23 protein-coding genes are annotated in these 26,304 nt (G+C 61.9%); 15 read left to right on the forward strand and 8 right to left on the reverse strand.

What is annotated here, in order from left to right; genetic code table 11:
- Positions 1-35: 35 nt before the first annotated feature.
- Positions 36-1,031 carry an aldo/keto reductase gene (locus J3P73_RS17605; RefSeq protein ID WP_027689215.1) on the forward strand — a complete coding sequence of 332 codons (996 nt, stop codon included), beginning with the start codon at positions 36-38 and terminating at the stop codon, positions 1,029-1,031.
- A 55-nt stretch (positions 1,032-1,086) separates the two neighbouring features.
- On the opposite strand, the gene ypfJ is transcribed toward J3P73_RS17605, so the two are convergent.
- Together ypfJ and J3P73_RS17615 are read right to left on the reverse strand one after the other, a co-directional pair.
- On the reverse strand, positions 1,087-2,007 hold the full coding sequence (gene ypfJ / locus J3P73_RS17610) for a KPN_02809 family neutral zinc metallopeptidase (RefSeq protein WP_018074024.1): 921 nt from the start codon (positions 2,005-2,007) through the stop codon (positions 1,087-1,089).
- A gap of 76 nt (positions 2,008-2,083) precedes the next feature.
- Positions 2,084-2,614, reverse strand: coding sequence for a DUF2306 domain-containing protein (locus J3P73_RS17615; RefSeq protein WP_018074023.1), 531 nt, complete (start codon positions 2,612-2,614; stop codon positions 2,084-2,086).
- A gap of 47 nt (positions 2,615-2,661) precedes the next feature.
- On the opposite strand from J3P73_RS17615, the gene J3P73_RS17620 reads away from it, so the two are divergent.
- Positions 2,662-3,438: a LytTR family DNA-binding domain-containing protein gene (locus J3P73_RS17620; RefSeq protein WP_018074022.1), complete on the forward strand. Its 777-nt coding sequence runs from the start codon at positions 2,662-2,664 to the stop codon at positions 3,436-3,438.
- 269 nt (positions 3,439-3,707) lie between these two features.
- On the forward strand, positions 3,708-7,196 hold the full coding sequence (gene carB, locus J3P73_RS17625) for a carbamoyl-phosphate synthase large subunit (RefSeq protein ID WP_018074021.1): 3,489 nt from the start codon (positions 3,708-3,710) through the stop codon (positions 7,194-7,196).
- Positions 7,197-7,267: 71 nt separating this feature from the next.
- Here the strand turns inward: carB and J3P73_RS17630 are convergent, their stop codons facing one another.
- Positions 7,268-8,722, reverse strand: a complete 1,455-nt coding sequence (locus tag J3P73_RS17630; RefSeq protein ID WP_018074020.1) for a UdgX family uracil-DNA binding protein — start codon at positions 8,720-8,722, stop codon at positions 7,268-7,270.
- Positions 8,722-9,954, reverse strand: a complete 1,233-nt coding sequence (locus J3P73_RS17635) for a putative DNA modification/repair radical SAM protein (RefSeq protein WP_207580011.1) — start codon at positions 9,952-9,954, stop codon at positions 8,722-8,724. The genes J3P73_RS17630 and J3P73_RS17635 overlap by 1 nt, the downstream gene beginning before the upstream one ends.
- Positions 9,955-10,207: 253 nt before the next feature.
- Between J3P73_RS17635 and greA the strand changes: the two genes are divergently transcribed.
- Both greA and J3P73_RS17645 read left to right on the forward strand, forming a co-directional pair.
- Positions 10,208-10,684: a transcription elongation factor GreA gene (gene greA, locus J3P73_RS17640; RefSeq protein ID WP_018074018.1), complete on the forward strand. Its 477-nt coding sequence runs from the start codon at positions 10,208-10,210 to the stop codon at positions 10,682-10,684.
- A 27-nt stretch (positions 10,685-10,711) separates the two neighbouring features.
- Positions 10,712-11,770, forward strand: coding sequence for a glycosyltransferase family 4 protein (locus tag J3P73_RS17645; RefSeq protein ID WP_130692331.1), 1,059 nt, complete (start codon positions 10,712-10,714; stop codon positions 11,768-11,770).
- Positions 11,771-11,842: 72 nt separating this feature from the next.
- Here J3P73_RS17645 and J3P73_RS17650 read toward each other — a convergent pair whose 3' ends face one another.
- On the reverse strand, positions 11,843-13,177 hold the full coding sequence (locus J3P73_RS17650; protein ID WP_018074016.1) for a dicarboxylate/amino acid:cation symporter: 1,335 nt from the start codon (positions 13,175-13,177) through the stop codon (positions 11,843-11,845).
- A 226-nt stretch (positions 13,178-13,403) separates the two neighbouring features.
- On the opposite strand from J3P73_RS17650, the gene J3P73_RS17655 reads away from it, so the two are divergent.
- Positions 13,404-15,272 (forward strand): sensor histidine kinase, encoded by a 1,869-nt coding sequence (locus J3P73_RS17655; protein ID WP_018074015.1) that lies wholly within the window; start codon positions 13,404-13,406, stop codon positions 15,270-15,272.
- Between the two features lie 4 nt (positions 15,273-15,276).
- Positions 15,277-16,623, forward strand: coding sequence for a sigma-54-dependent transcriptional regulator (locus J3P73_RS17660; RefSeq protein ID WP_018074014.1), 1,347 nt, complete (start codon positions 15,277-15,279; stop codon positions 16,621-16,623).
- Positions 16,624-16,654: 31 nt separating this feature from the next.
- Here the strand turns inward: J3P73_RS17660 and J3P73_RS17665 are convergent, their stop codons facing one another.
- Complete coding sequence (locus J3P73_RS17665; protein ID WP_003541645.1) at positions 16,655-17,122, reverse strand: Lrp/AsnC family transcriptional regulator; 468 nt, start codon at positions 17,120-17,122, stop codon at positions 16,655-16,657.
- A gap of 231 nt (positions 17,123-17,353) precedes the next feature.
- Here J3P73_RS17665 and trxB point away from each other — a divergent pair, with 231 nt between their 5' ends.
- From trxB to J3P73_RS17695, 6 genes are all read left to right on the forward strand, one after another.
- Complete coding sequence (gene trxB / locus J3P73_RS17670; RefSeq protein WP_018074013.1) at positions 17,354-18,328, forward strand: thioredoxin-disulfide reductase; 975 nt, start codon at positions 17,354-17,356, stop codon at positions 18,326-18,328.
- A gap of 22 nt (positions 18,329-18,350) precedes the next feature.
- On the forward strand, positions 18,351-19,247 hold the full coding sequence (locus J3P73_RS17675) for a LysR family transcriptional regulator VtlR (protein ID WP_018446649.1): 897 nt from the start codon (positions 18,351-18,353) through the stop codon (positions 19,245-19,247).
- A 553-nt stretch (positions 19,248-19,800) separates the two neighbouring features.
- On the forward strand, positions 19,801-20,094 hold the full coding sequence (locus J3P73_RS17680; RefSeq protein ID WP_018074012.1) for an ArsR/SmtB family transcription factor: 294 nt from the start codon (positions 19,801-19,803) through the stop codon (positions 20,092-20,094).
- Position 20,095: 1 nt separating this feature from the next.
- Entirely contained in the window at positions 20,096-21,262 is a 1,167-nt protein-coding gene (locus J3P73_RS17685; RefSeq protein WP_207579677.1) for an MFS transporter, read from the forward strand.
- 25 nt (positions 21,263-21,287) lie between these two features.
- The gene (locus tag J3P73_RS17690) at positions 21,288-22,412 is read left to right on the forward strand and encodes an alkene reductase (RefSeq protein WP_018074010.1); all 1,125 of its coding nucleotides are present in this window, start codon (positions 21,288-21,290) and stop codon (positions 22,410-22,412) included.
- 74 nt (positions 22,413-22,486) lie between these two features.
- Positions 22,487-23,287 (forward strand): aminoglycoside phosphotransferase family protein, encoded by an 801-nt coding sequence (locus J3P73_RS17695; protein ID WP_130692335.1) that lies wholly within the window; start codon positions 22,487-22,489, stop codon positions 23,285-23,287.
- On the opposite strand, the gene J3P73_RS17700 is transcribed toward J3P73_RS17695, so the two are convergent.
- Positions 23,284-24,306 (reverse strand): NAD(P)H-binding protein, encoded by a 1,023-nt coding sequence (locus J3P73_RS17700; protein WP_018074008.1) that lies wholly within the window; start codon positions 24,304-24,306, stop codon positions 23,284-23,286. The genes J3P73_RS17695 and J3P73_RS17700 overlap by 4 nt on opposite strands.
- A gap of 94 nt (positions 24,307-24,400) precedes the next feature.
- Here J3P73_RS17700 and J3P73_RS17705 point away from each other — a divergent pair, with 94 nt between their 5' ends.
- Positions 24,401-25,300, forward strand: coding sequence for a LysR family transcriptional regulator (locus J3P73_RS17705; RefSeq protein WP_130692337.1), 900 nt, complete (start codon positions 24,401-24,403; stop codon positions 25,298-25,300).
- Positions 25,301-25,404: 104 nt separating this feature from the next.
- Complete coding sequence (locus J3P73_RS17710) at positions 25,405-25,920, forward strand: GrpB family protein (protein ID WP_018074006.1); 516 nt, start codon at positions 25,405-25,407, stop codon at positions 25,918-25,920.
- On the opposite strand, the gene J3P73_RS17715 is transcribed toward J3P73_RS17710, so the two are convergent.
- A complete protein-coding gene (locus tag J3P73_RS17715; protein ID WP_018074005.1) occupies positions 25,917-26,204 on the reverse strand; it encodes a DUF2188 domain-containing protein in 288 nt (95 codons plus the stop codon). The genes J3P73_RS17710 and J3P73_RS17715 overlap by 4 nt on opposite strands.
- Positions 26,205-26,304 lie beyond the last annotated feature (100 nt).

Genomic DNA, 26,304 nt, shown 5'->3' on the forward strand with positions numbered 1-26,304 from the left:
GACAGCGCCGCCCCGGCGCCGAAAAGGAGAAGACAATGCAGACCTATCGTTTGGGAAAGACCGGACCCGATGTCTCGGCCATCGGCCTCGGCTGCATGGGCATGTCGGGCATGTACGGCCCCTCCGACCGTGCAGAAAGCATCGCGACGATCCATGCCGCGCTCGATGCCGGCATCAACCTGCTCGACACCGGCGATTTCTACGGCATGGGCCACAACGAAATGCTGATCGGCGAGGCATTGAAGGGCCGCAGGCGCGAGGACGCCGTCATCAGCGTCAAGTTCGGCGGTCTGCGGGATCCCGTCGGCGGCTGGAGCGGCATCGACACTCGGCCGGTCGCGGTGAAGAACTTCCTCAGCTATACGCTGCAGCGCCTCGGCGTCGACTATATCGACATCTACCGCCCCGCCCGCCTCGATCCGAACGTGCCGATCGAGGACACGGTCGGCGCCATCGCCGACATGGTCAAGGCAGGTTATGTCAGGCATATCGGCCTGTCGGAAGTCGGCGCCGACACCATCCGCCGCGCCGCCGCTGTCGCCCCGATCGTCGACCTGCAGATCGAATATTCGCTGATCTCGCGCGGCATCGAGGAGAAGATCCTGCCGACGACACGCGAACTCGGCATTTCGATCACCGCTTACGGCGTGCTCTCGCGCGGCCTGATCAGCGGCCACTGGCAGAAGGGCCAGGGTGGGACGGCCGGCGATTTCCGCGCCTACAGCCCGCGCTTCCAGGAAGGCAATATCGAACAGAACCTCGCTCTGGTGGAGAAGCTGCGTGAGATCGCCCAGGCAAAGAGCGTCTCGGTCGCCCAGATCGCCATCGCCTGGGTCGCCGCCAAGGGCAAGGATATCGTCCCGATCATCGGCGCTCGCCGCCGCGACCGACTGACCGAGGCGCTCGGCTCACGCGCCGTCGACCTGTCGCCAGACGATTTCGCCATCATCGAACGCGCCGTGCCGAAAGATGCGGCCGCGGGTGGGCGTTATCCGGAACATATGCTGCAGCATATGGACAGCGAGAAGTAAGCAAGGAATGGAAGGGGCTGCGATGTGCTTTGTGCCATGCGCCCTTCATCTCCCCTCAAACCGGTCCCGAGAACGTATCGCAGGCCGACAGCTGGCCGCTGTCGAAGCCGCGCTTGAACCATCTGACCCGCTGCTCCGAGGTGCCGTGGTTGAAACTCTCAGGCACGACGTAACCCTGTGACCGCTTCTGCAGCGAATCGTCGCCGATCTGCTGGGCGGCGTTCAGCGCTTCCTCCAGATCGCCTGACTCGAGCAGGCCCTTCTGCTGGGTATATTTGCCCCAGATGCCCGCAAAGCAATCGGCCTGCAATTCGACGCGCACCGACATTTTGTTGGCCTCGGCCTCGCTCATGCGCTGGCGGGCCTGGTTGAACTTCGGCAGGATGCCGAGCAGGTTCTGCACGTGATGGCCGACCTCATGGGCAACGACATAGGCCTCGGCAAAATCGCCCGACGCGCCGAAGCGGTCGGAAAGCTCCTGGAAGAATTCTGTATCGAGATAGACCTTGTGGTCGCTCGGGCAGTAGAACGGACCTGTTGCCGCCGATGCCGAGCCGCAGGCCGAGGCCGTCGAGCCCGAGAACAGCACGAGACGCGGCTCTTCGTAATTTTGGCCCTGCGCCTGGAAGATGCCCTTCCAGGTATCCTCAGTCTCGGCAAGGACGGTGCGCATGAATGCGGTCATCTCGTCATTGGCGGGTGTGCGTGTGCCGCTGGACTGGCTCTGCTCGTAGCCGGGACCGCTTGTCGTGCTGCCGGTATCGAGCACCTGCAGCAGATCGATGCCCATCATCTTGAAGATGAAATAGATGACGACGAGGAAGATGATCGTGCCGATGCTGAGGCCGCCGCCGGCGCGGCGAACACCGCCGCCGGAAGGAAAGTTGAAGCCACCGCCGCGGCCGAAACCGCCGCCGGTCGGATCGCTGCGGCGATCCTCGATATTGTCGGACTGACGCCGGCCTCTCCATTCCATCTTCGCTCTCCCCGGCAATGCCCGTGCTTGCACTCAACGAGTTATATATCCGTCGGCGGCCGGAATTCCAGCGACTTCATCGGGCAATCAGGCGCCCGCGCCGGCGACGCAGCACGATCGCGACCAGGATCGAGCCGATCACCGCCGCGGCAAGGGCAGCCGGCCATTCGACGCCGGTGAAGACGACCGCATGCATGATCCGGCCAGGCACGAAAGTGAACAGGCCGGCAAGGACGATGCCACCGAAATAAAGGCCGGCGACGATGCGCTTGTGCAGACGGATATCGCCGCGGCGGGCCGCCGCGATCGCATTCCAGCTGCCGAACAACGTTGCGATCGACAAAAGATGGATCGGGCTGAACCCGTAGAAGAGATCGAGTTGGTGAATGAAGAAGCTCGATATCGCCGTGACAACCATCAGCGCCATCCAGATCCTGCCGAGCAGCCGGTGCAGCGGCGTGCCCTTGGGGCGCAGCAGGATATAGGCACCGAGAAGTGCCGCCGGCGTAACAGCAGTGACATGGATCTGAACGGCGAGCGGGGCGCCGAGGAGCGGTTCGAGGGTCATGGGCAGCATCCGGTTGAATTCGATCGCTGTTTCCGCCAAGACTTCATCAGCCTCAATCCGAACCGCGCAAACGGCAGGAAAACTTCGTGATTCACCCCTTCTTGCAATCCACGCTTCGCGAATTGCAGGTCTTTCTCCACTCCCGGCGCTTCTGGGGAACCTTTGCCGCGATCGTCCTGCTCTTTGCCTTCACCGGTCCCTACGGCACGATGGAAAGCATGGCGTTCGGCGAACGCCTCGCCTATTGGCTGACCCTGCATGCCCTTGCCTGGGCGATAGCCATCCTCTGCGCGGTAACGGCCGAAAGACTGCTGCGGGGGGTGATCGTTTCGATGTTCGCCCGCATGATGACGGGTTCGCTCATAGCCGCCCTGCCGATCGGTTTTGCCATCGGCCTCGTCGACTATGTTTTCACCGGCGAAACGACCACGCTGCAAAGCGGCCTGCAGCGCGCGCTTTTTGCGGTGCCGCTCTGCGCCCTCTTCTGCCTTTTGACCTACATGGCGATGAGCCAGAAAATCGCCGAAGCCGCAGTTCCTGAGGAAGCCAGCCCGGGCGCCTCGATCCTCAACCGGCTGAAGCCTGAGAATCGGGGCCCGCTGCTGCGCCTCTCCGTTCAGGATCACTACACCGAGGTGGTGACCGGCCGCGGGCGCGAACTGGTACTCTTGCGTTTCGCCGATGCGCTGAAGGAAACCGCCGCAACGCCGGGCCTTCGCGTCCATCGCTCGCACTGGGTGGCCGACGCCCATGTCGAAAGCCTGAAACGCGACAATGGCAGGCTGCTGATCCTGACCCGCGACGGCACGGAAATCCCGGTCAGCCGCAGCTATGCCGAGGATGTGCGCCGCCGCTTCACCTAAAGAAGTCGCGCCAAGCGCTTGATGGGACTCCCGCTTTCGCTCTTCCGGAAGCAGGGCGGCGGCGAAATCCGGGTGGTGGTCGTGCCTGACGGGAAATAGTCTTTCGTGCTGTGTTGGATTCCTGTCGATTCCGCGATTTATGGGGTTCCGTTTGCAAATACATTTGCCTATAAGCCGCTTCTAGCCTGAAAAGACCCAGCATGCGCGACCCGACCCGGTGATCACCCACCCTGGCCGGCTTTCTGCGCAGCCAGAAAACGGAAGCACTCATGCCGAAGCGCCAAGATATCAAATCGATCCTCATCATCGGCGCGGGACCGATCGTCATCGGCCAGGCTTGCGAGTTCGACTATTCCGGCACCCAGGCCTGCAAGGCGTTGAAAGAGGAAGGCTACCGCGTCATCCTCGTCAACTCCAACCCGGCGACGATCATGACCGATCCGGGTCTTGCCGACGCCACCTATGTCGAGCCGATCACCCCCGAAGTCGTCGCCAAAATCATCGCCAAGGAGCGTCCGGATGCGCTGCTGCCGACCATGGGCGGCCAGACGGCGCTGAACACCGCGCTTTCGCTGAAGCGCATGGGCGTGCTCGACCGCTACAATGTCGAGATGATCGGCGCCAAACCCGCCGCCATCGACATGGCAGAGGATCGCGCGCTGTTTCGCGAGGCGATGGCCCGCATCGGGCTGGAAACGCCGCGCTCGATGCTGGCGAACGCCACCGACATCAAGGACCTCGACCGCAAGACACACGAGGCCGAGCGCATCAAGCTGCGTGAAAGCCTTTCCGGACCCGACCTCGACACGGCGCTGGACGAACTGGAAAACCAGTGGAACCTCGGCGAGAGCGACCGCAAGCAGCGTTACATGAGCCATGCCATGGCGATTGCCGCCCAGGCGATCGACCATGTCGGCCTGCCCGCTATCATCCGCCCCTCCTTCACGCTCGGCGGCACCGGCGGCGGCATCGCCTACAATCGCTCGGAATTCTTCGAGATCGTCGGCGGCGGCCTCGATGCCTCGCCGACCACCGAAGTGCTGGTCGAGGAATCGGTGCTCGGCTGGAAGGAATATGAAATGGAGGTCGTCCGCGACAAGGCGGACAACTGCATCATCATCTGCTCGATCGAGAACATTGATCCGATGGGCGTCCACACCGGCGATTCGATCACCGTCGCGCCGGCGCTGACGCTGACGGACAAGGAATACCAGATCATGCGCAACGCCTCGATCGCGGTGCTGCGCGAGATCGGCGTCGAGACCGGCGGCTCGAACGTCCAGTTCGCCGTCAATCCGAAGGACGGTCGTCTCGTCGTCATCGAAATGAACCCGCGCGTCTCGCGCTCGTCGGCGCTCGCCTCCAAGGCCACCGGCTTCCCGATCGCCAAGATCGCCGCCAAGCTCGCGATCGGCTATACGCTCGACGAACTGGATAACGATATCACCGGCGGTGCAACGCCTGCCTCCTTCGAACCGTCGATCGACTACGTCGTCACCAAGATCCCGCGTTTTGCCTTCGAGAAATTTCCCGGCGCTTCGCCGGTGCTGACGACCGCGATGAAGTCGGTCGGCGAAGTCATGGCGATCGGCCGCACCTTCGCCGAATCTCTGCAGAAGGCACTGCGCGGCCTCGAAACCGGCCTGACCGGCCTCGACGAGATCGAGATCCCCGGCTTCGAAGAGGGAGAGTCCAGCCAGAACGCCATCCGCGCCGCAATCGGCACACCGACGCCCGATCGCCTGCGCATGGTCGCCCAGGCGCTGCGCCAGGGCATGAGCGAGGCCGAAGTCCATGAAGGCTGCAAGATCGATCCCTGGTTCATCGCCGAACTGAAGGCGATCGTCGAGATGGAGGCTCGCATCCGCGAGCACGGCCTGCCCCAGGATGCCACAAACCTGCGCATGCTGAAGGCCATGGGCTTCTCCGACGCGCGTCTGGCGACCCTGACCGGCAAGCGCCCGAAGGAAGTCGCCGAATTCCGCAACAGCCTGAATGTCCGCCCTGTCTTCAAGCGCATCGATACCTGTGCGGCCGAGTTCGCCTCGCCGACCGCCTATATGTATTCGACCTATGAGACGCCTTTCGTCGGCGCCGCCCGCTCCGAGGCTGAAGTGTCCAACCGCAAGAAGGTTGTCATCCTTGGCGGTGGCCCGAACCGTATCGGCCAAGGCATCGAGTTCGACTATTGCTGCTGCCACGCCGCCTTCGCGCTGAAGGATGCGGGTTATGAGGCGATCATGATCAACTGCAACCCGGAAACCGTCTCGACCGATTACGATACGTCGGACCGCCTCTATTTCGAGCCGCTGACGGCCGAGGACGTGATCGAGATTCTGCGGGCAGAACAGGAAAAGGGCGAAGTCGTCGGCGTCATCGTCCAGTTCGGCGGCCAGACGCCGCTGAAGCTTGCCGAGGCGCTGGAAAAGAACGGCATCCCGATCCTCGGTACCGCGCCCGATATGATCGACCTTGCCGAGGACCGCGACCGCTTCCAGAAGCTGCTGATGAAGCTCGACCTCAACCAGCCGAACAACGGCATCGCCTATTCGGTCGAGCAGGCCCGCATGGTCGCCACCGAAATCGGCTTCCCGCTGGTCGTTCGTCCCTCCTACGTGCTCGGCGGCCGCGCCATGCAGATCCTGCATTCGGAAGGCCAGCTGCAGAGCTACCTGCTTGATACCGTCCCTGAGCTGGTGCCTGAGGATATCAAGCAGCGCTATCCCAACGACAAGACCGGCCAGATCAACACTCTGCTCGGCAAGAACCCGCTGCTCTTCGACAGCTATCTCAGCCACGCCATCGAAGTCGATGTCGACTGCCTCTCCGACGGCACCGACGTCTATGTCGCCGGCATCATGGAGCATATCGAGGAAGCCGGCATCCATTCCGGTGACAGCGCCTGCTCGCTGCCGCCGCGCACGCTCTCCAACGAGATGCTCGACGAGCTGGAGCGCCAGGCCAAGGCGATGGCCAAGGCCCTCAATGTCGGCGGCCTGATGAACGTCCAGTTCGCCATCAAGGACGGCACCGTCTACGTTCTCGAAGTCAATCCCCGCGCCTCGCGTACCGTGCCCTTCGTCGCCAAGACCATCGGCGCGCCGATCGCCAAGATCGCCGCCCGCGTCATGGCCGGCGAAAAACTCGATGCGACCTTCGCCGCCTATGGTGAGAAGCCCGATCCGCGCAAGCTGAAGCACATCGCCGTCAAGGAAGCCGTCTTCCCCTTCGCCCGCTTCCCCGGCGTCGACACGCTGCTCGGCCCGGAAATGCGCTCGACCGGCGAAGTCATCGGTCTCGACACCGATTTTGCGCTGGCCTTCGCCAAGTCGCAGCTTGGCGCTGGCGTCGAGCTCCCGCGTGACGGCACGGTTTTCGTCTCCGTCCGCGACGCCGACAAGCCGCGCGTTCTGCCGGCGATCCGCATCCTCGTCGAACAGGGCTTCAAGGTACTGGCGACCGGCGGCACCGCCCGCTTCCTCGCCGAAAACGGCATCACGGCCACCAAGATCAACAAGGTGCTTGAAGGCCGTCCGCATATCGAGGACGCGATCCGCAACCGCCAGGTCCAGCTCGTCATCAACACCACCGATGGCAACAAGGCGATCTCGGACTCCAAGTCGCTGCGCCGTGCGACGCTGATGCAGAAGGTGCCCTACTACACGACGATGGCAGGCGCCGAGGCAGCCGCCCAGGCGATCAAGGCGCTGAAGGCCGGCAATCTCGAAGTGCGGCCGCTGCAGAGCTACTTCGCCTGAGATACGGCAACGCCATCGCTCGATGAGCGGTGGCGCACCTCCGTTCGGTCGTTCCTTAAATCGGAATCAATTTATCCAGCCCCTGCCATAAGCCGCTGGATTTTCAGCATATCTTCGCGAAATCGTGCCAGTTCTTCCGTTTTCAACCGCTCGTCGGGAATACGCAGCAGATAGGATGGATGCACCGTCACGAAGAGCGTTCGCCTCTCGTCGATCGCGATCGCTTTCCCCCTGACATCCTGTAGCCGCTGTTTCGCATCGGTCAGCGCCGCGAGCGCCGTCGCCCCCATGGCGACGACCAGCTTCGGCTTGATCAGCGCCATCTCCAGATTGAGCCACCAGCGGCAATGCTTCACCTCGCCCATATTGGGCTTCTGATGGATGCGACGCTTGCCGCGCGGCTCATATTTGAAATGCTTGACGGCATTGGTGACGTAAAGCGTTGAGCGGTCGATGCCCGCTTCAGCGATCACTTGATCGAGGAGCCTGCCGGCGGGACCGACGAAGGGGCGCCCTGATATATCCTCCTGGTCGCCCGGCTGCTCGCCGACGAACATCACCTCGGCATCGCGCGGCCCCTCCCCGAATACGGTTTGCGTCGCCTTCGCATGAAGCGGACAGCGGGTGCAGGCGGCAGCTTCCGCGCGCAGTGCTTCCAGCGTGCCCGCCGGCGCTTCGGGTTCAGCTGGAATGCTGCGCGCGGCTTCTTGCAGGCGATCGTGAAAGGGCAATGACTGGGTCGCCTCCCGTGCGGCCATAGCGCGCACCTTGCTCTCCGCCGATGCGATCAGCCCAGGAATAAGGTCGGCTTCCGGCAGGTTCTTCCAGTACTTTTTCGGCATCTCCGCCTGCATCGCCTTCAGCTTCAACCGCGCCGGATTGAAAATGCTGGCGTAGTAGGTGCGCCAAAGTTCATCGGTGGCATCGGTGAGATTGGGTTTTTCGCACGGCGCATCGCTCATCGTCAGCCGCTCGCCGTCCCAGGCGGCCAACCCCTTGGGCGTGGCGATCAGCCAGTCCATGTCGGTGAAGCGCCGTTGGAAGAAGGGGGCTGTGCGCCTGATGATATGATGATCCGGCTCGAACCAGGCGAGGAATTTTCGACGGTCCGCCGATACCGCAGCAACCTCCTTGAAGCGGACGAAGGCCGTCATCTTGTGCGCGTCGCGTCGAACGTTTTTCGCCATCAGCCTGGCACGGGCGACGTCCTCGTCTGAAGCCACTTCAAGCAGTTGCCGGTCCAGTTGCAGCCGCCAGAGCAGACGGTAAAGCAGGGAAAAGCGCGCCGGGTCGGAATGGCAGAGAACTGTTTCCGCGAGCTCGATGAAGGCGGGCGGCACCGTCATCAGCTTGCGTGCCATGATAGGCGTCGGCGGCATGGCGTCGCGTTGAAACGCAAGGTCCGCCTCTGCGCCTCTTTCGCGCCAATCGATCTCTTCCGGCAGGATACCGGCGGCCGCGAAAGCGCGCGCGGCGTCACGCCATTCGGCAAGCTCCCCGCGTCCTGCAAGCACGACCCGGCGCATCACAGCAACGACAATTGTTCAGGTTGCGGTTCGAACATGGCGCGAAGGTCGGGGCGCTCGATCAATCGGCGCGGCGACCATCCTTCTGCCGAGATGAAGGACTGGACCTTCTTGATCGAAATGCCGAGCCGCTGGAGATCGTCCAACCGAAGGCGGCGAAAACGGCGGGCCGAGACGATCGCCTTGACTGTCTTGGTGCCGAGGCCGGGCACACGCAGCAACCGTTCACGCTCGGCCTTGTTGATGTCGACAGGGAATTCGGCCCGGTTGGCGAGCGCCCAGGCAAGTTTGGGGTCGAGGGTAAGATCGAGCATGCCTCCCGCCTGGTTCGCGGTGATCTCGTCAATGCCGAAGCCGTAGAATCGGTAGAGCCAATCGGCCTGATAGAGCCGGTGTTCGCGCATCAGCGGCGGCTTGATCAGCGGCAGATTTTTCGACGAATCCGGGATGGGGCTGAAGGCGGAATAATAGACGCGCTTAAGGCCGTAGCTGCTGTAAAGCCGACCGCTGGTCGCAAGGATCGTCGCATCGTTCGCGCCATCGGCGCCGACGATCATTTGCGTGCTCTGGCCGGCCGGCACAAAACGCTGACGCTTCTTCGTCCGCAGCGTCGGTTCGCCGGCGGCCTCGATCTTCAGCCTCAGATCTCCCATCGATCGCCGAATATTGGCAGGCTTCTTTTCCGGCGCGAAGCGGGTGATGCCGTTATCCGTCGGCAACTCGATATTCAGCGACAGCCTGTCGGCATGAAGCCCCGCTTCTTCGATCAGATGCGGCGACGCCTCGGGGATCGACTTCAGATGGATATAGCCGCGAAAATTATGCGTCACACGCAGTTCGCGGACGATGCGGACCATTTCTTCCATCGTATAATCGGACGAACGAATGATGCCGGAGGAAAGGAACAGGCCTTCGATATAGTTGCGGCGGTAAAATTCCAGCGTCAGCCAGACGACCTCCTCGGGCGTAAAGCGCGCCCGTTCGACATTGCTCGACGAGCGATTGACGCAATAGGCGCAGTCGTAGATGCAGAAATTGGTCAGCAGTATTTTCAAAAGCGAAATGCACCGTCCGTCCGGGGCATAGGCATGACAGATGCCGGATCCTTCGGTCGAACCGAGCCCCCCACTTGCCCGGGAATCACGTTTCACCGTGCCGCTGGAAGCGCGGGAAGCGTCATATTTCGCAGCATCGGAAAGGATGGCCAAGCGTTCTGTGAGCGACTTCTTCATTAGTATGTTCACTATATGTTCCCACAATGGGAGTCAATCAGGACGATCCGATTTCTGCCCATTTTCAAGTCGCACCACCTGATATCGGGGCGGGCCGCGTTTCTTTTATGCGAATTTTCTGGAAATCGGCCTTGGCGATCTGCTATAAGCGTCCGACTAAGATTGTGGCACGGTTCCGAAGCTCCCCTTCGGGACCTGTTTTCTTTTGTGTTCGCCGCTGATTGTGCGGATACGAGGATTGAAGGACAGAAAAATGGTTGAAAAGGTACCGATGACACAGGGCGGTTTCGTCAAGCTGCAGGAAGAGCTGCGCTGGCGTCAGCAGGAGGAGCGCCCCCGAATCATCGAGGCGATCGCCGAAGCCCGTGCCCATGGCGACCTTTCCGAAAACGCCGAATACCACGCCGCCAAGGAAGCCCAGAGCCACAATGAAGGCCGCATCAGCGAGCTGGAAGACCTGACGGCGCGCGCCGAGGTCATCGACCTCACCAAGATGTCGGGCGACAAGATCAAGTTCGGCGCCAAGGTGAAGCTCATCGACGAGGACACCGAGGAAGAAAAGACCTACCAGATCGTCGGCGACCAGGAAGCGGACGTCAAGGCCGGCCGCATCTCCATCTCCTCGCCAATCGCCCGTGCGCTGATCGGCAAGGAAGTCGGCGATTCCATCGAGGTCAACGCGCCGGGCGGCTCCAAGGCCTACGAAATCCTCCAGGTTTCCTGGGGCTGATCGCCCGCCAGCCGCGAGACCCCTCCCTTGCCTGATATCCGTGACGTCGAGATCATTGCGCCCAATTTCAAGCGCCGGCTCTCCGGCGTCACGTCGACGATCGTCCAGCTCATCCCGTGCCAGATCCGGCTCGGGATCAAGATCGCGACACTCGGCCCCGGCCTGCCGGAGGACCTGCCGAAACTTAAGTGGCGGCAGCTCCTTGGCCTCTGGCGCCCGCCGGCGAGCCGGCGCCGGCGTGTCTGGCACGCGCGCCGCAACAACGAGATGGCCGTCGGCATCCTGCTTCGCCATCTCACGCGCATGCCGCTGAAGCTTCTCTTCACCTCGGCCGCGCAACGCCGCCACACCGCCTATACGAAATGGCTGATCCGCCGCATGGACGCCGTCATCGCGACCAGCGACCGTTCCGGCTCGTTCCTCGAGGTGCCGCACACGGTCATCCAGCATGGCGTCGACCTTGCCCTCTTCCATCCGCCTGATACCGCAGAGGACGGCATCGCCGCCACCGGCCTGCCCGGCCGCCATCTCGTCGGCTGTTTCGGCCGTGTGCGCCATCAGAAAGGCACTGACCTTTTCGTCAGGGCGATGATCGAACTGCTGCCGCAGCATACTGAGTGGACGGCAGTCGTCTCCGGTCGCGTGACGGCCGAGCACGTGGCATTCGCAGACAAACTCAAGGCGGATGTCGCCGCCGCCGGGCTCAGCAACCGTATCCACTTCCTCGGCGAAGTGCCTGATATCAAGGTCTGGTATCGTCGCCTGACGCTTTACGTCGCCCCCTCCCGCAACGAGGGCTTCGGCTTGACGCCGCTCGAAGCCATGGCCTCGCGGACCGCGGTGGTGGCATCGGATGCGGGCGCCTATGCCGAGCTCATCGTCACGGGCGAGACGGGTTCGGTCGTCGCCGCCGGCGACGGCGAGGCGCTGACGCGGGCAATCGCGCCTTACATCGCCGATCCCGCGCTGGCGATCGCGCATGGCGAGAGTGCGCTGCGGCATGTCAGGGCGAATTTCGCGCTGGAGAAAGAAGCGAGCGCGATCGGCGCCGTTTATAACAGCCTTCTCGGCGACAATCGCAGCTGAAGCAGAAAAGAGAAACGGCCCGTTGGATGACGGGCCGCTGCAGCGTTTCTAAGGATAAGAGGATGCGGCTGACTATTCGGCCGGCTGCAACCCGGCAGCCGAAGTATCCTCTCCGGTCTGCCCCCCCAGTGCCGCAGCAAGCTGCGCCGTATCCAGCTCATTTTCCCAACGTGCCACGACGATCGTCGCAACCGCATTGCCGACGAGGTTGGTCAGCGCCCGGCATTCCGACATGAAGCGGTCGATGCCGAGGATGAGCGCCATGCCGGCGACCGGCACGGACGGGACGACGGAGAGCGTCGCGGCAAGCGTGATGAAGCCGGCGCCGGTGATGCCTGCGGCACCCTTGGAGCTCAGCATCGCGACCAGCAGCAGCAGGATCTGGTCACCCCAGGAAAGCTGGATGCCGGTTGCCTGGGCAATGAACAGGGCCGCCAGCGTCATGTAGATATTGGTGCCGTCGAGATTGAAGGAATAGCCCGTGGGGATGACGAGGCCGACGACCGAGCGCTTGCAGCCGGCCTTTTCCATCTTGTTCATCAGTCCCGGCAGTGCGGCCTCTGAAGACGACGTACCAAGCACCAGCAGCAGCTCTTCCTTGATGTAGCGCAGCAGCGCCACGATCGAGAAGCCGTTGTAGCGGGCAACAGCGCCGAGAACGATGAAGACGAAGAGCAGAGATGTAACGTAGAAGGTGCCGATCAGCATGGCGAGGTTGGCGATCGACCCGACGCCATACTTGCCGATGGTGAATGCCATGGCGCCGAAGGCGCCGATGGGCGCTGCCTTCATCAGGATGGCGACGAGTTTGAAGACAGGCGCCGTCAGGGAATTGAGGAAGTTGACGACCTGCTCGCCCTTTTCGCCGACCATGGCGAGCGCGATACCGAAGAGCACCGAGAAGAACAGCACCTGCAAAATGTCGCCATCGGCAAAAGCGCCGACGATCGTCGTCGGGATGATGTTGGTGAGGAAGCCGACGACGCTCTGTTCATGCGCCTTCGCGGTAAAGGTGGCGACAGTGCTCGGATCCAGCGAAGCCGGATCGATGTTCATGCCGGCGCCGGGCTGGACGACATTGGCGACGATCAGGCCGATGATCAGCGCCATCGTCGAGAAGGTCAGGAAGTACAGCATCGCCTTGCCGGCGACGCGGCCGACCTTTTGCAGGTCGCTCATGCCGGCAATGCCGGTCGCGACCGTCAGGAAGATGACCGGCGCGATGACCATCTTGACGAGCTTGATGAAGGCATCGCCGAGCGGCTTCAACTGGGTGCCGAGTTCGGGATAGAAATGGCCGAGAAGGATGCCCGCAGCGATAGCTGCGAGAACCTGGACGTAAAGATGGGTATAAAAGGGCTTCTTGCCCTTGCTGCCTGCGACTGCATCGAGTGGTGCTGCGATCATGATGTCCTCCTAATGGCTCGTCCGGAACGAACTCCGGCCTCCCGAGCCGTTCGCTTCAAGTCCAACAGCTCAGCCGTTGTTGGCATATCCTTTCGCAATCGCCGTGCCAGTTTCGCGCCCCGAGACAAACATTTGATTTTATTACAAAAAAATTTACGGAGACTGCTGAGGGCTAATTAAGCAATGCGGAAATCCGCACAAATCCATTTGCGCTTCGTGCAGAAAAATGCACAAATCTGTTATGTCCGTGTCGCAGAAATTGTGGCCTTCCCTGCCCTTGCAGCACCGCATCCGCCGGATGTGGTGGGCCTATGCTGTGCTCGCCCTTGTCGCCGTCGTGGTCAGCCTGTGGGTAAGCGGCGAGATCGGCCGGCACCGGGCGGAGGCTGCCCTCGAGGAACAGGCCCGCATGGATGCGAGGCTGAATGCGGCTTTGCTGCGCACGGTTCTCGAAAAATACCGGGCGCTTCCCTTCGTGCTGTCGCAGGATACCGCGCTCGCCGCGGCACTGGCGGGAAACGATGCCGGCACGTTCAAGCAGCTCAGTCAGAAGCTTGAAATGCTGGCGGCGGGCACGAAGGCTGCCGTCATCTATGTCATCGACAAGGACGGCATCGCGGTTTCGGCCAGCAACTGGCGCGAACCGACGAGCTTCGTCGGCAATGACTACCGCTTCCGGGAGTATTTTCAGGGGGCGGCCGAACGAGGACAGGCCGAGCACTTCGCGCTCGGCACGGTCAGCAAGAAACCGGGTCTCTATATCTCCCAGCGGATTTCGGGCAGCCATGGCCTGCTGGGCGTCGTTGTCGTCAAGGTCGAATTCGACGACGTCGAGGCAGATTGGAACGCCTCGGGCACCCCGTCCTACGTCGTTGACGAGCGCGGGATTGTCCTCATCACCAGTCTTCCGTCATGGCGGTTCATGACGATCGGCCGGATCGCCGAAGACCGGCTGACGCCGATCCGCGAAAGCCTTCAATTCGGCGATGCGCCGCTTCAACCCTTGCCCCTCGACATGGTCCGAAATCTCGGTGACGGGCTCGATGTCGTCGAGATCGTCATGCCGGGCGATGCCGGGAAAACCAGGTTTCTCGATGTCGCAACGTCGGTGCCGGCGACCGGATGGCATTTGCAGCATCTCGTGGCGCTGGGGCCGTCCGTCGATGCCGGGATTCGCGAGGCCCGGATGCTGGCATTGCTGATACTCCTGCCGCTGCTGGCCGGAGCAGCCTTCCTGTTGCGCCGCCGCCATGTGATCACCCTGCGGATCTCCAGCGAACAGCAGGCGCGGGAGGAACTGGAACGGCGGGTAGTCGAGCGGACGCTGGATCTCAGCCAGGCGCGGGACCGGCTGCAGGCTGAAATCATCGGCCACAAGAGTACGGAGCAGAAGCTGCAGGCGGTGCAACAGGATCTGGTGCAGGCCAACCGGTTGGCCATCCTGGGTCAGGTGGCCGCCGGCGTCGCCCATGAGATCAACCAGCCGGTGGCGACCATTCGTGCCTATGCGGATAACGCCCGCACCTTCCTCGATCGCGGCCAAACGGCGCCTGCCGGCGAAAATCTCGAAAGCATTGCGGCGCTGACGGAGCGCATAGGCTCGATCACCGAGGAGCTGAAGACCTTTGCCCGCAAGGGCCGCGGCAGCGCCGAACCAACCGGATTGAAAGACGTCATCGAGGGTGCGGTGATGCTGTTGCGCAGCCGCTTTGCCGGGCGGATGGATACGCTCGACATCGACCTGCCGCCCCCTGACCTGCAAGTGATGGGAAACCGGATTCGTCTCGAGCAGGTGCTCATCAACCTGCTTCAAAACGCCCTGGAGGCGGTGGCGCCGAAGGCCGGAGAGGGTCGCGTTGAGGTCACGACGTCCACTGATGCAGGGATGGTAACGGTGACGGTCGCCGATAACGGCCCCGGCATCCCGCCGGAGATCCGCAAAGGCTTGTTCACGCCATTCAATACCTCGAAGGAAAGCGGTCTCGGCCTTGGCCTGGTGATCTCCAAGGATATCGTCGGCGATTACGGCGGCCGGATGGAGGTTGCAAGCGATGGCGGCGGAACTCGGTTCACCGTTCAGTTGAGGAAGGCTTGAGGTCATGGACACACTGATGCCCGTTGCGCTGATCGACGACGACAGGGATCTGCGTCGCGCCACCGCGCAGACGCTCGAACTCGCCGGATTTTCCGTTTCCGCCTATGATGGTGCGAAAGCCGCGCTGGCAGACCTGCCGGCGGACTTTGCCGGCCCCATCGTCACCGATATCCGCATGCCGGAGATCGACGGACTGCAACTCTTCGCCACGCTGCAAGGCATGGATGCCGACCTGCCGGTGATCCTGATGACCGGCCACGGCGATATTCCCATGGCCGTTCAGGCGATCCAGGACGGCGCCTATGATTTTATCGCCAAGCCCTTCGCAGCCGATCGGCTCGTGCAGAGCGTGCGTCGCGCAAGCGAGAAGCGGCGGCTTGTTCTGGAAAACCGCATGCTGCGGAAAGCAGCCGAGGATGCGCAGGAGAATTTGCCGCTGATCGGCCAGACGCCTGTCATGGAAAACCTCAGAAACATCCTTCGGCACATCGCCGATACCGATGTGGACGTGCTCGTCGCCGGCGAAACGGGCAGCGGCAAGGAAGTGGTTGCCCAGATCCTGCATCAATGGAGCCACCGCCGGAAGGGCAATTTCGTGGCGCTGAACTGTGGCGCCCTGCCCGAAACCGTCATCGAAAGCGAGCTGTTCGGCCACGAGGCCGGCGCCTTTACCGGCGCTCAGAAGCGCCGCACGGGCCGCATCGAACATGCAAGCGGCGGCACGCTTTTCCTCGACGAAATCGAAAGCATGCCGGCCGCCACGCAGGTCAAAATGCTGAGGGTGCTGGAAATGCGGGAGATCACGCCGCTCGGCACCAACGAGGTGCGTCCGGTCGATCTTCGCGTCGTCGCGGCAGCCAAGATCGACCTCGGAGATCCCTCGGTGCGCGGGGATTTTCGCGAGGATCTCTATTACAGGCTGAATGTCGTGACGATCTCCATTCCGCCGCTGAGAGAACGTCGCGACGATATTCCGCTGCTGTTCTCCCACTTCACTGCCCGCGCCGCGGAGCGCTTCCGCCGTGATGTGCCGCCGCTTTCACCCGATGTCCGCCGGCATCTTGCCTCGCACGCATGGCCGGGCAATGTCCGCGAACTCTCCCATTATGCCGAAAGAGTCGTGCTTGGCGTGGAAGGTGGGGCAACGGCGGTTGTCTCTCCGCAGCCGACAGGCGAGACACTTCCCGAACGGCTAGAGCGCTACGAAGCGGAGATCGTCCGTGACGCGCTGTCGGCCAATGATGGAGACGTTCGCCGGACCATCGAAGCGCTCGGCATTCCGAGAAAGACGTTTTATGACAAACTTCAGCGCCACGGCATCAATCGGGGCGGCTATATCTCGCGCAAATAGTTGGCGATGACGGTCTGTCTGCCGAGTGGCTTCAGACTTCCACCAGTCCCAGCTTCTTCACCTGCCGGATCGTCAGCATGGTGCGCACGGTATCGACATGTTCGTTCGCCGTCAGCACCTCGATGACAAAATCCTGAAAGCGGGTGAGGTTCTCCGCCACGCAATGCAGCAGGAAATCGCTGTCGCCGGAGACCATCCAGGCCTGGCGCACCAGCGGCCATTCGGCGGTGGCGGCGGCAAACGCCTTGAGATTGCCTTCCGACTGGTGCTTGAGGCCGACCATACAAAAAGCGACGAGGTCGAAGCCGAGCTTCGGGCTGTTCAGCATCGCGTGGTAGCCCTCGATAATGCCGGCTTCCTCGAGCTTGCGCACCCGGCGCAGGCAAGGCGGCGCCGAGATGCCGACGCGATCGGCAAGCTCCACATTGGTCATGCGGCCATCGGCCTGCAGCTCCCGGAGGATCTTTATATCGATGACGTCGAGTTCCGCACGCCCCACATCATTGCCTTTCTTTAATTCTCCGCGGGGAGCTTCTATATAAAGCCGCGGAATACGCAAGAAAGTTTCACGCCCATGACGGATTCTTGCATATCCGGGCGATTTGCCTTGTTGGTAACGCAAGGCTGCCCTTGAATAAAAGCATTGGACGTTCATAAATGGCGGATGGACCGCGAAACGGCCGCAATCGCCACTTAGCCGCCGCCCTCCTGCCAGTCGAAAGGAAATGACATGCCTGCCCGCCATACCAAGGTGCTCATCATCGGTTCCGGACCCGCAGGCTATACTGCCGCGGTCTATGCCGCGCGCGCCATGCTGAAACCGGTTTTGATCGCCGGTCTCGAACAGGGCGGCCAGCTGATGATCACCACCGATGTCGAGAACTATCCGGGTTTTGCCGATCCGATCCAGGGTCCCTGGCTGATGGAACAGATGCTGCAGCAGGCAAAACATGTCGGCGCCGAGATCGTCAACGACCTCGTGACTGAAGTTGACATGAACCAGCGTCCTTTCGTCGCCCGCACCGACGGCGGCCAGGTCTGGACCGCCGATACGCTGATCATTGCCACCGGCGCCAAGGCCAAGTGGCTCGGCATCGAGAGCGAGCAGCATTTCCAGGGCTTCGGCGTTTCGGCCTGCGCCACGTGCGACGGTTTCTTCTATCGCAACAAGGATGTGATCGTGGTTGGCGGTGGCAACAGCGCCGTCGAAGAGGCGCTCTATCTCTCCAACATCGCCAAGTCGGTGACATTAGTGCACCGGCGCGACTTCTTCCGAGCCGAGAAGATCCTGCAGGAACGCCTGTTCTCCAAGGACAATGTCAAGGTTCTGTGGAATACCGAAGTGGCCGAAATAACAGGCACACCGGCCAAGCCGCCAATGCCGCAATCCGTATCCGGCGCGCGCCTGCGCGACACCCGCACGGGCACGATCACCGATATGGTAATCGATGGCGTCTTCGTTGCGATCGGCCATGCGCCGGCAACCGAGCTCTTCAAGGACAAGCTGAAGCTGAAGGACAATGGCTATCTCTGGACCGCGCCGGATTCGACCGCGACCAGCCTGGACGGAGTCTATGCCGCGGGCGACGTGACGGATGATACGTTCCGCCAGGCGATCACTGCAGCCGGCTTGGGGTGCATGGCTGCACTTGAAGCCGAGCGATACTTGACGGGCCACATGCCCGTCGCCGTGGCCGCGGAGTAAGATCGGCATGAGGGGTGGGGGAATGCCATTGGATTGGGACAAGCTGCGTATTTTTCACGCAGCTGCCGAGGCGGGTTCGTTCACGCATGCGGCGGATAAACTGCATCTGTCCCAATCCGCCATCAGCCGCCAGGTCAGCGCGCTGGAGCAGGATGTCGGCACCAAGCTGTTTCATCGCCACGCACGCGGCCTAATTCTGACGGAACAGGGCGAGCTGCTTTACCGCACCGCCCATGACGTGCTGCTGAAGCTCGAAACCGTGAAGATGCAGCTCACCGAGACGACCGAGACGCCATCCGGCAAGCTGCGCGTCACGACGACGGTCGGCCTCGGCCAGGGCTGGCTGACCGACAAGATCCAGGAATTCCTGCAGCTCTATCCCGATGTGCAGATCCAGCTGATCCTCGACAACGAGGAAGTGGATGTGAACATGCGTCATGCCGACTGCGCGATCCGCCTGCGCCAGCCGCAGCAATCCGACCTCATCCAGCGCAAGCTCTTCACTGTGCACATGCACGTCTATGCGGCCCCGTCCTACATCAATCGCCACGGCGAGCCGCAGAAGGTCGAGGATCTCGACAATCACCGCATCATCACCTTTGGCGAGCCGGCGCCGAGTTACCTGCTCGATGTCAATTGGCTTGAGGTCGCCGGCCGCTCCTCCGACAACAAGCGCATCCCGCATCTGCAGATCAACAGCCAGACCTCGATCAAGCGCGCCGCCCTGCTCGGAATCGGTGTCGCCTGCCTGCCGGATTACATCGTCGGCCGCGACCCCGGCCTGATTCAGCTGGCGATCAATGCCGACGTCCCGTCCTTCGACACCTATTTCTGCTATCCCGACGAGATCAAGAACGCCGCCAAGCTGAAGGCCTTCCGCGATTTTATCGTCAGCAAGGCCAGAAACTGGAACTTTTAAGCCCGGTTTTATTGATGAATTACCGACTATGCAGAACGTGCATGACTGACATGCACAAATGAGGGTTGCCGCTTGCCCAATAAACCACCATATCGCACATAGCTGATGCACATGGTGGCTTTTCCTCCCAGTTCCACCGCATTAGCTGTTCCCCTCTGGAGGTTTTTGACCTTCACACTTATAAGGGCCCTGGTTTTCCAGTGGCCCTCTTTTTTTGTCCTTGCTTCCTCGATAAATGCCGCACCGCAAAAAAATTGTGCGACGCATAGCAGACATGCACAAAAAAGCATTGAAACCTGCTCAAGGAAGCACCATATCTCTCTCAGCTGATGCATCTTGTGGTTTCTCTCCCAGTACCACCGCATTAGCTGTTCCCCTCTGGAGGTTTTTGACCTTCACAATTATAAGGGCCCTGGTTTTCCGGTGGCCCTCTTTTTTTGCCCAAAATTTGCGCATTCACTAAAAACCACTGCCTCACGCCTCCGTGATTTGCATATCGAAGCCTGACGATCAATATATCGGTTAAACACGATTTATAGTTCGGCGAACAACGATGGACAAAGACGAAATTATCAGGGCGCTCGCCCATCCCACCCGGATGGACATTCTGAGCTGGCTGAAAAACCCCGAGGAACATTTCCCCTCGCAGGAGCATCCTTTCGAAATGGGCGTCTGCGCCAGCCAGTTCGAACGCTGCGGCCTGTCGCAGTCGACGGTCTCTGCCCATCTCGGCACGCTGCATCGCGCCGACCTCGTCACCACCAAACGCGTCGGCCAGTGGATCTTTTATAAGCGCAACGAAGAAACGATCGCCGCCTTCCTCAAGCAACTGACGCAGGATCTTTAGAATGCCCCTCGCCCTCCTCGTTCTTGCCTTGAGCTCGTTTGCGATAGGCACCACCGAATTCGTCATCATGGGTCTGTTGCCGGAGGTCGCCGCCGATCTCTCTGTGACCATCCCGCAGGCCGGATGGCTGGTCACCGGTTATGCCCTGGCGGTCGCGATCGGCGCCCCTGTGATGGCCGTTTTGACCGCGAAGCTGAAGCGCCGTACCGCCCTGATTGCGCTGATGGCCTTCTTCATCGCCGGCAATTTGCTTTGCGCTCTGGCGAGCGACTATTGGGTGCTGATGATCGCCCGTGTCGTGACAGCACTTTGCCACGGCGCCTTCTTCGGCATCGGCTCGGTGGTAGCCGCCGGCCTCGTTGCCGAAGACCGCAGGGCCCGCGCCGTCGCGCCGATGTTCACCGGCCTGACGCTCGCCAATGTTCTCGGCGTGCCGCTTGGCACCGCGATCGGCCAGGCCTATGGCTGGCGCGCCACCTTCGGCGTCGTCACCGTCATCGGCATCGTCACCATATCAGGCCTGATCGCCATCCTGCCCAGGGACAAGCAGCAAGAAAACGGCAGCATCCTGCGCGAGATCGCAGCCCTCAAGAATAGCGGCCTGTGGTTGGCGCTCTCCACCACTGTCTTTTTCGCCGCCTCGATGTTCGCCCCCTTCACCTATATCGCGCCGTTGCTGCGCGACGTCACCGGCGTATCACCGGAAGGCGTCACCTGGACGCTGTTCCTGATCGGCCTCGGACTGACCATCGGCAACCTCGTCGGCGGCAAACTTGCCGATTGGCGCCTCGGCGCGACGCTTGCCGGCGTCTTCGCCGCGATCGCCATCACCTCCATCGCCTTCAGCTATACAAGCCGCTTCTTCATCCCGGCTGAAATCACCCTCTTCCTCTGGGCGATGGCAAGCTTCGCCGCCGTGCCGGCACTGCAGGTCGGCGTCGTCGGCTTCGGCAAGGACGCCCCGAACCTGGTTTCGACAATCAATATCGGCGCCTTCAACACCGGCAATGCGCTCGGCGCCTGGGTGGGCGGCCTGGTCATCGACGCCGGCTTCGATCTCACCCGCGTTCCGCTCGCTGCAGCCTTGATGGCCCTGATCGGCCTCGGCGCGACGGCGCTCACCTATCTCTCCGCCAGGGGCCGGGCCGCCCTCGCCCCTGCCGAGTGATCCTCCCGCAAAAGAAAGGACCATCATGGCCAAGCTTTTCGAACCCACGAAAGTCGGCGACATATCGGTTAAGAACCGCATCGTCATGGCGCCACTCACCCGCAACCGTTCGCCGGGCGCAATCCCCAACGACCTCAACGTCGAATACTACCGCCAGCGCGCCACATCAGGCCTGATTATCACCGAAGCAACCGCGATCACCCATCAGGGCCAGGGTTATGCCAACGTGCCTGGTCTCTACACCAAAGAGGCTCTCGACGGTTGGAAGCGCGTCACCGACGCCGTTCACTCGGCCGGCGGCAAGATCGTCGTCCAGATGTGGCATGTCGGCCGCATCTCGCACACGACGCTGCAGCCGAACGACGGCAAGCCGGTTTCTTCGACCAATCGCGTCGCCAAGGCCAAGACCTATCTGGTCAATGCCGACGGCACCGGCAGCTTTGCCGACACCTCCGAGCCGCGCGCGCTCGAAACCGCCGAAATCCCCGGCATCATCGAGGATTACCGCAAGGCTGCCCGGGCGGCGATCGACGCCGGCTTCGACGGTGTCGAGATCCACGGCGCCAACGGCTATCTCCTTGACCAGTTCATCCGCGACGGCGTCAATGACCGTACCGATGCATATGGCGGCTCGATCGAAAACCGCACCCGTCTGACTTTCGAAGTCGTCGATGCCGTGGTCAAGGAAATCGGCGCCGGCCGCACGGCGATCCGCATCTCGCCGGTGACGCCGTCCGGCGAAAGCTACGATTCCAATCCGCAAGCGACCTTCGCAAATGTCGTCGAAGGGCTGGCCAAATACGACCTCGCCTATATCCATGTCGTCGAAGGCCAGACCGGCGGCGAGCGCGACTACAAGCAGGGCGACAATCCCGCCTTCGATTACAAGGCACTGCGCCTGACTTATGAAAAGGCCGGCGGCAAAGCCGACTGGATGGTCAACAATGGCTACGATCGCGATCTGGCGATCGACGCCGTCGAAAGCGGCCGCGCTGATCTCATCGCCTTCGGCAAGCCTTTCATCGCCAATCCCGATCTCGTCGAGCGCCTGGTACACAATCTGCCGCTCAACACGCCCGACCAGTCGACCTTTTACGGTGGCACCAGCAAGGGCTATATCGACTATCCCGTCCTCGAAAACGTCGCCTGAATCTTTCACATGCGAACGCGAATCCCGCCGAGAGGCGGGATTCGCATTTTCACGACGTCTTGGTAAGTTGCGCCATGTTTAGTCCCCATCTTGATCGCTGGTCGCTGATATCAGACGGTGAACCCATCATTACCCATTCCAGCCGCCTGCTGCCGGTCCTCTGGCGGGACAGGCCCGCCATGCTGAAAGTGGCGGCAGATATCGACGAACGATACGGCGCGCTTCTGATGCAGTGGTGGGACGGTGACGGCGCAGCCTATGTCTACGCCCATGAGGGCGACGCCGTGCTGCTGGAACGGGCGACGGGAAAACGCTCGCTGCTTGCCATGGCGAAGAACGGCGAGGACGATGAGGCAAGCCGCATCCTCTGCGGGACGGCGGCACGGCTGCATGCGCCGCGCGAAAAACCGCTTCCCGATCCCGTGCCCCTCACCCGCTGGTTTCGCGATCTGGAGCCGGCAGCAGGCAAGCATGGCAGCACGCTTGCCGATTGCTCGGCGATCGCCAACGTCCTCCTTGCCGATCAGCGTGATGTCACCATCCTCCACGGCGACATCCATCACGGCAACATTCTCGATTTCCAGGCGCGCGGCTGGCTGGCGATCGATCCGAAGCGGCTGTACGGCGAGCGCGGCTTCGATTTCGCCAATATCTTCGCCAACGAAGAACTGCCAATGATCACCGATCCCGCCCGTTTCCGCCGCCAACTCGCCATCGTTTCAGCGGAGGCGAAGCTGGAGCCGAAGCGACTGCTGCAATGGATCGCCGCCTATTCCGGTCTTTCCGCCGCCTGGTTCCTCGGTGATCCGAATATTCAGCAGGCAGAAACGGCCATGACGGTCGCCCGGATCGCGCTGGCCGAACTCGAGAGCTAACCCGCGTTCTGCGACGGGTGCCCGACAAAGGCAGCCGCCGTGTCACGACGCGGTTCGGGCAGGCAGCCAAGCGCCACGAGCGAAGCCCTGACCGCCTCGTCGATCGGCGTCTGCGGTTCCCCGCCGAGTTCGGCCGTAAGCCTGGTGTTCCGCATCCGCACCGGCACCTTCCAGAGATAGCGCATCTCCTTGATCTCCCGCATCACAGGAACAAAAGGAGCGGCCAGCGGCACGATCCACCAGGGGAAGTTGCCGATCTTTGCTTTGCCGCCGGCGACGCGCTTGATTGCTTCGGCCATCTGCATGCCGTCCGCATCCCAGAAGCCCTCCATGTGATAGACGGAGAAAGGCGGCAGCCGATCGGCCCGTTCGATGAGCTGGACAACGGCTTCCGCCATGTCGGGCAGGTAGGCCCATTGATGACCGATGCCGCGCCGTGCCGGGTTCCTGATCGTGCCAACCGGCTTGCCTGGGGTCACGAGACCGGACGAAAACCAGCTGTTGGCCGTCGCGCCTGGACCGAAGAAATCCCCTGCCCTGACGATGATGGCGCCGGCGCCGGACTGCGACGCCGCCTTCAGCCGCTTCTCCATTTCGACGCGGATCGCCCCCTTCTTCGTCGTTGGATGCTGCGGGCTTTCTTCCGTCGGCGTCGGCAGGGCATCGGGACCAAAATTATAAATATTGCCCGGCAGCACGATTCGCGCGCCGACGGCGCGAGCAGCGGCGATGGTATTGTCGAGCATCGGCAGCACCAGCGTTTCCCAGTCGCGGTAGCCAGGTGGGTTGACGGCATGGACGATCAGGCCGACGCCTTCAGCCGCCTTCAGGACGTCGCCGACATTCATCGCATCGCCCTGCACCCAGTCGAAGGCTGGCTCGTTCCTCGACACCTTGGCGGCATCACGATTGAGCGCCCGGATGCGCCAGCCGCGCGCCAGCAGCTTGCGGGCCACCGCGCCGCCGATACCGCCGGTGGCGCCGAGAATGAGGGCCGTCGTCTTCATTTCGCTGTTCATGACAATCATCTCCTTCGATGGAATGAGAGGATCATGCCATCAGAGGGATATAAACGAAATTGACGAAAGAAATGCATCTGATATACGAAAATATATGAACTCTGAACCCAGCTGGGATTTCTACCGCAGTTTCCTGACCGTGCTCCAACAGGGATCGCTGTCGGCCGCCGCCCGCGAACTGGGGCTGACCCAGCCGACCATAGGCCGCCATGTCGACGCACTGGAACTGGCGATCGGCGCCGAACTCTTCACCCGCTCACCGAATGGGCTGCTGGCAACGGACGCCGCACTGGCGCTGAAGCCTTACGCCGAGACGCTGGCGGCAACCACGGCCGCCCTTTTACGCACCGCATCCGGGCAGCGCGAGCGCGTGGCTGGAACGGTTAGGATCAGCGCCAGCGAGGTCATCGCCGTCGAAGTGCTGCCCGGGATTCTCGGACTGCTGCAGGAGACTTATCCCGAACTGCAGATCGAGCTCTCCGCATCCGATACGATCGAGGACCTGGTGAACCGCGAGGCCGATATCGCCGTGCGCATGGCGGAGCCGCAGCAGGCTGCACTCGTCGTGCGCCGCATCGGCGATATCCCGCTCGGCTTTCACGCCCATCGCCGTTATCTCGAACGATACGGCATACCGCAAACCCTGGCTGACCTCGCAAACCACCGGCTTATCGGCTTCGACCGCCAGACGGCCTATGTCCGCATGGTGATGAAACGCTATGCGGTGCCCGGCATCGAGTTCTCCTACAGGACCGACAGCAATCTTGCCCAGCTTTCCGCAATCCGCGCCGGCGTCGGCATCGGCATCTGCCAGAGAGGGCTCGCGCGTGAAAATCCCGACCTTGTTCACATCCTGCCTGATGCCTTCAGCCTACCGCTCGGCACGTGGGTGGCGATGCATGAGAGCCTGAAGTCTTCGCCGCGCTGCCGCGCTACCTTTGACGTATTGGTCAAGGGGCTTCAGGACTATCTCCGATATTCGACCAGCGCATAATCGCAATAATCAGAATCGATTTTCGCAAAGAATCATGCGCAAATTTCGAAGCGATAGAGCCTCCTTAACGCGTCTTATCGGACGTGCACCCCAGCGGGATGCAAATGACAAAGCACCATGCGGTTGAACTCGTGCCCTGCGATCCGCAATGGCCACAAGCCTTCCAGCGCATCCGCGGCAGGCTTCTGGCTTTGCTGCCGCAGGTGTTGTTCATCGATCACATCGGCAGCACGTCCATACCGGGCATGATCGCCAAGCCGCTCATCGATATCGACATCGTTCTTCCCGGCCCCGGGCATATCGAGGACGCCACACGCGTGCTTCTGGCCGAAGGCTACGAGCCGCGCGGCAACCGCTATGACGACGATGTCTGGGCTCTTCTATCGAGAGGTTCGGTGCCGGCGGAACGGGTCTACCTTTGCCCGACAGGCAACGGCACGCATCGAAACAGGCTGGCTTTCCGGGATTACCTCATCGCGCATCCACTGGCGGCGGCCGATTATGCCGCACTCAAACGCAGGCTGGCAGCCGAATTCCGGATGGACGGCGACGGCTATACTGCGCATAAGCGCGAATTCGTCGATGCGATCGTCGCGCGGGCATTGGCGGGAGATGGTTAGTTTCCGATGCCTTGCGAGGCCTCGGCCGTGCGATCCTTCCACTGGCCGTCCACCACCTCGGTTTCCGGCCGGTCGCCGCCCTCGGCATATTCTTCATGCCACTTGCCGTTCTCGTCCTGCCAACTGATCTCGGCGGAATCGCCGCCGACCTGCTGTTCGGCCGCGACGATGCGTGCAGCTTCGAGCGCCTCGGCATGGGTCGGGAATGCCTCGGAATAGACACCTCCCAGCCTGTAGGCCCAGCCGCCGTCATGCGGCACGACTTCGTAGACCACCTTGATCATGCATCCGTCTCCTCATCTTCTTGTTGCGCATTCGCACGCTTCCGGACAGGATCCGGATCATCGCGGCCGCTTGACGAGAATTCGAGGACGCCGCGATCTG

Source organism: Rhizobium ruizarguesonis, assembly GCF_017357285.1.
GTDB lineage: Bacteria > Pseudomonadota > Alphaproteobacteria > Rhizobiales > Rhizobiaceae > Rhizobium > Rhizobium ruizarguesonis.

Bases quoted from the DNA above. Each gene is read 5' to 3' on its own strand.
- J3P73_RS17700 (WP_018074008.1), bottom strand. From the start codon at position 24,306: ATGAACAGCGAAATGAAGACGACGGCCCTCATTCTCGGCGCCACCGGC.
- J3P73_RS17650 (WP_018074016.1), bottom strand. From the start codon at position 13,177: ATGATCGCAGCACCACTCGATGCAGTCGCAGGCAGCAAGGGCAAGAAG.
- J3P73_RS17655 (WP_018074015.1), top strand. From the start codon at position 13,404: ATGCACAAATCTGTTATGTCCGTGTCGCAGAAATTGTGGCCTTCCCTG.
- J3P73_RS17635 (WP_207580011.1), bottom strand. From the start codon at position 9,954: ATGAAGAAGTCGCTCACAGAACGCTTGGCCATCCTTTCCGATGCTGCG.
- J3P73_RS17685 (WP_207579677.1), top strand. From the start codon at position 20,096: ATGCCCCTCGCCCTCCTCGTTCTTGCCTTGAGCTCGTTTGCGATAGGC.
- trxB (WP_018074013.1), top strand. From the start codon at position 17,354: ATGCCTGCCCGCCATACCAAGGTGCTCATCATCGGTTCCGGACCCGCA.
- J3P73_RS17675 (WP_018446649.1), top strand. From the start codon at position 18,351: ATGCCATTGGATTGGGACAAGCTGCGTATTTTTCACGCAGCTGCCGAG.
- greA (WP_018074018.1), top strand. From the start codon at position 10,208: ATGGTTGAAAAGGTACCGATGACACAGGGCGGTTTCGTCAAGCTGCAG.
- J3P73_RS17630 (WP_018074020.1), bottom strand. From the start codon at position 8,722: ATGCGCCGGGTCGTGCTTGCAGGACGCGGGGAGCTTGCCGAATGGCGT.
- J3P73_RS17695 (WP_130692335.1), top strand. From the start codon at position 22,487: ATGTTTAGTCCCCATCTTGATCGCTGGTCGCTGATATCAGACGGTGAA.
- J3P73_RS17710 (WP_018074006.1), top strand. From the start codon at position 25,405: ATGACAAAGCACCATGCGGTTGAACTCGTGCCCTGCGATCCGCAATGG.
- J3P73_RS17715 (WP_018074005.1), bottom strand. From the start codon at position 26,204: ATGATCAAGGTGGTCTACGAAGTCGTGCCGCATGACGGCGGCTGGGCC.
- J3P73_RS17605 (WP_027689215.1), top strand. From the start codon at position 36: ATGCAGACCTATCGTTTGGGAAAGACCGGACCCGATGTCTCGGCCATC.
- ypfJ (WP_018074024.1), bottom strand. From the start codon at position 2,007: ATGGAATGGAGAGGCCGGCGTCAGTCCGACAATATCGAGGATCGCCGC.
- J3P73_RS17660 (WP_018074014.1), top strand. From the start codon at position 15,277: ATGGACACACTGATGCCCGTTGCGCTGATCGACGACGACAGGGATCTG.
- J3P73_RS17705 (WP_130692337.1), top strand. From the start codon at position 24,401: ATGAACTCTGAACCCAGCTGGGATTTCTACCGCAGTTTCCTGACCGTG.
- carB (WP_018074021.1), top strand. From the start codon at position 3,708: ATGCCGAAGCGCCAAGATATCAAATCGATCCTCATCATCGGCGCGGGA.
- J3P73_RS17690 (WP_018074010.1), top strand. From the start codon at position 21,288: ATGGCCAAGCTTTTCGAACCCACGAAAGTCGGCGACATATCGGTTAAG.
- J3P73_RS17680 (WP_018074012.1), top strand. From the start codon at position 19,801: ATGGACAAAGACGAAATTATCAGGGCGCTCGCCCATCCCACCCGGATG.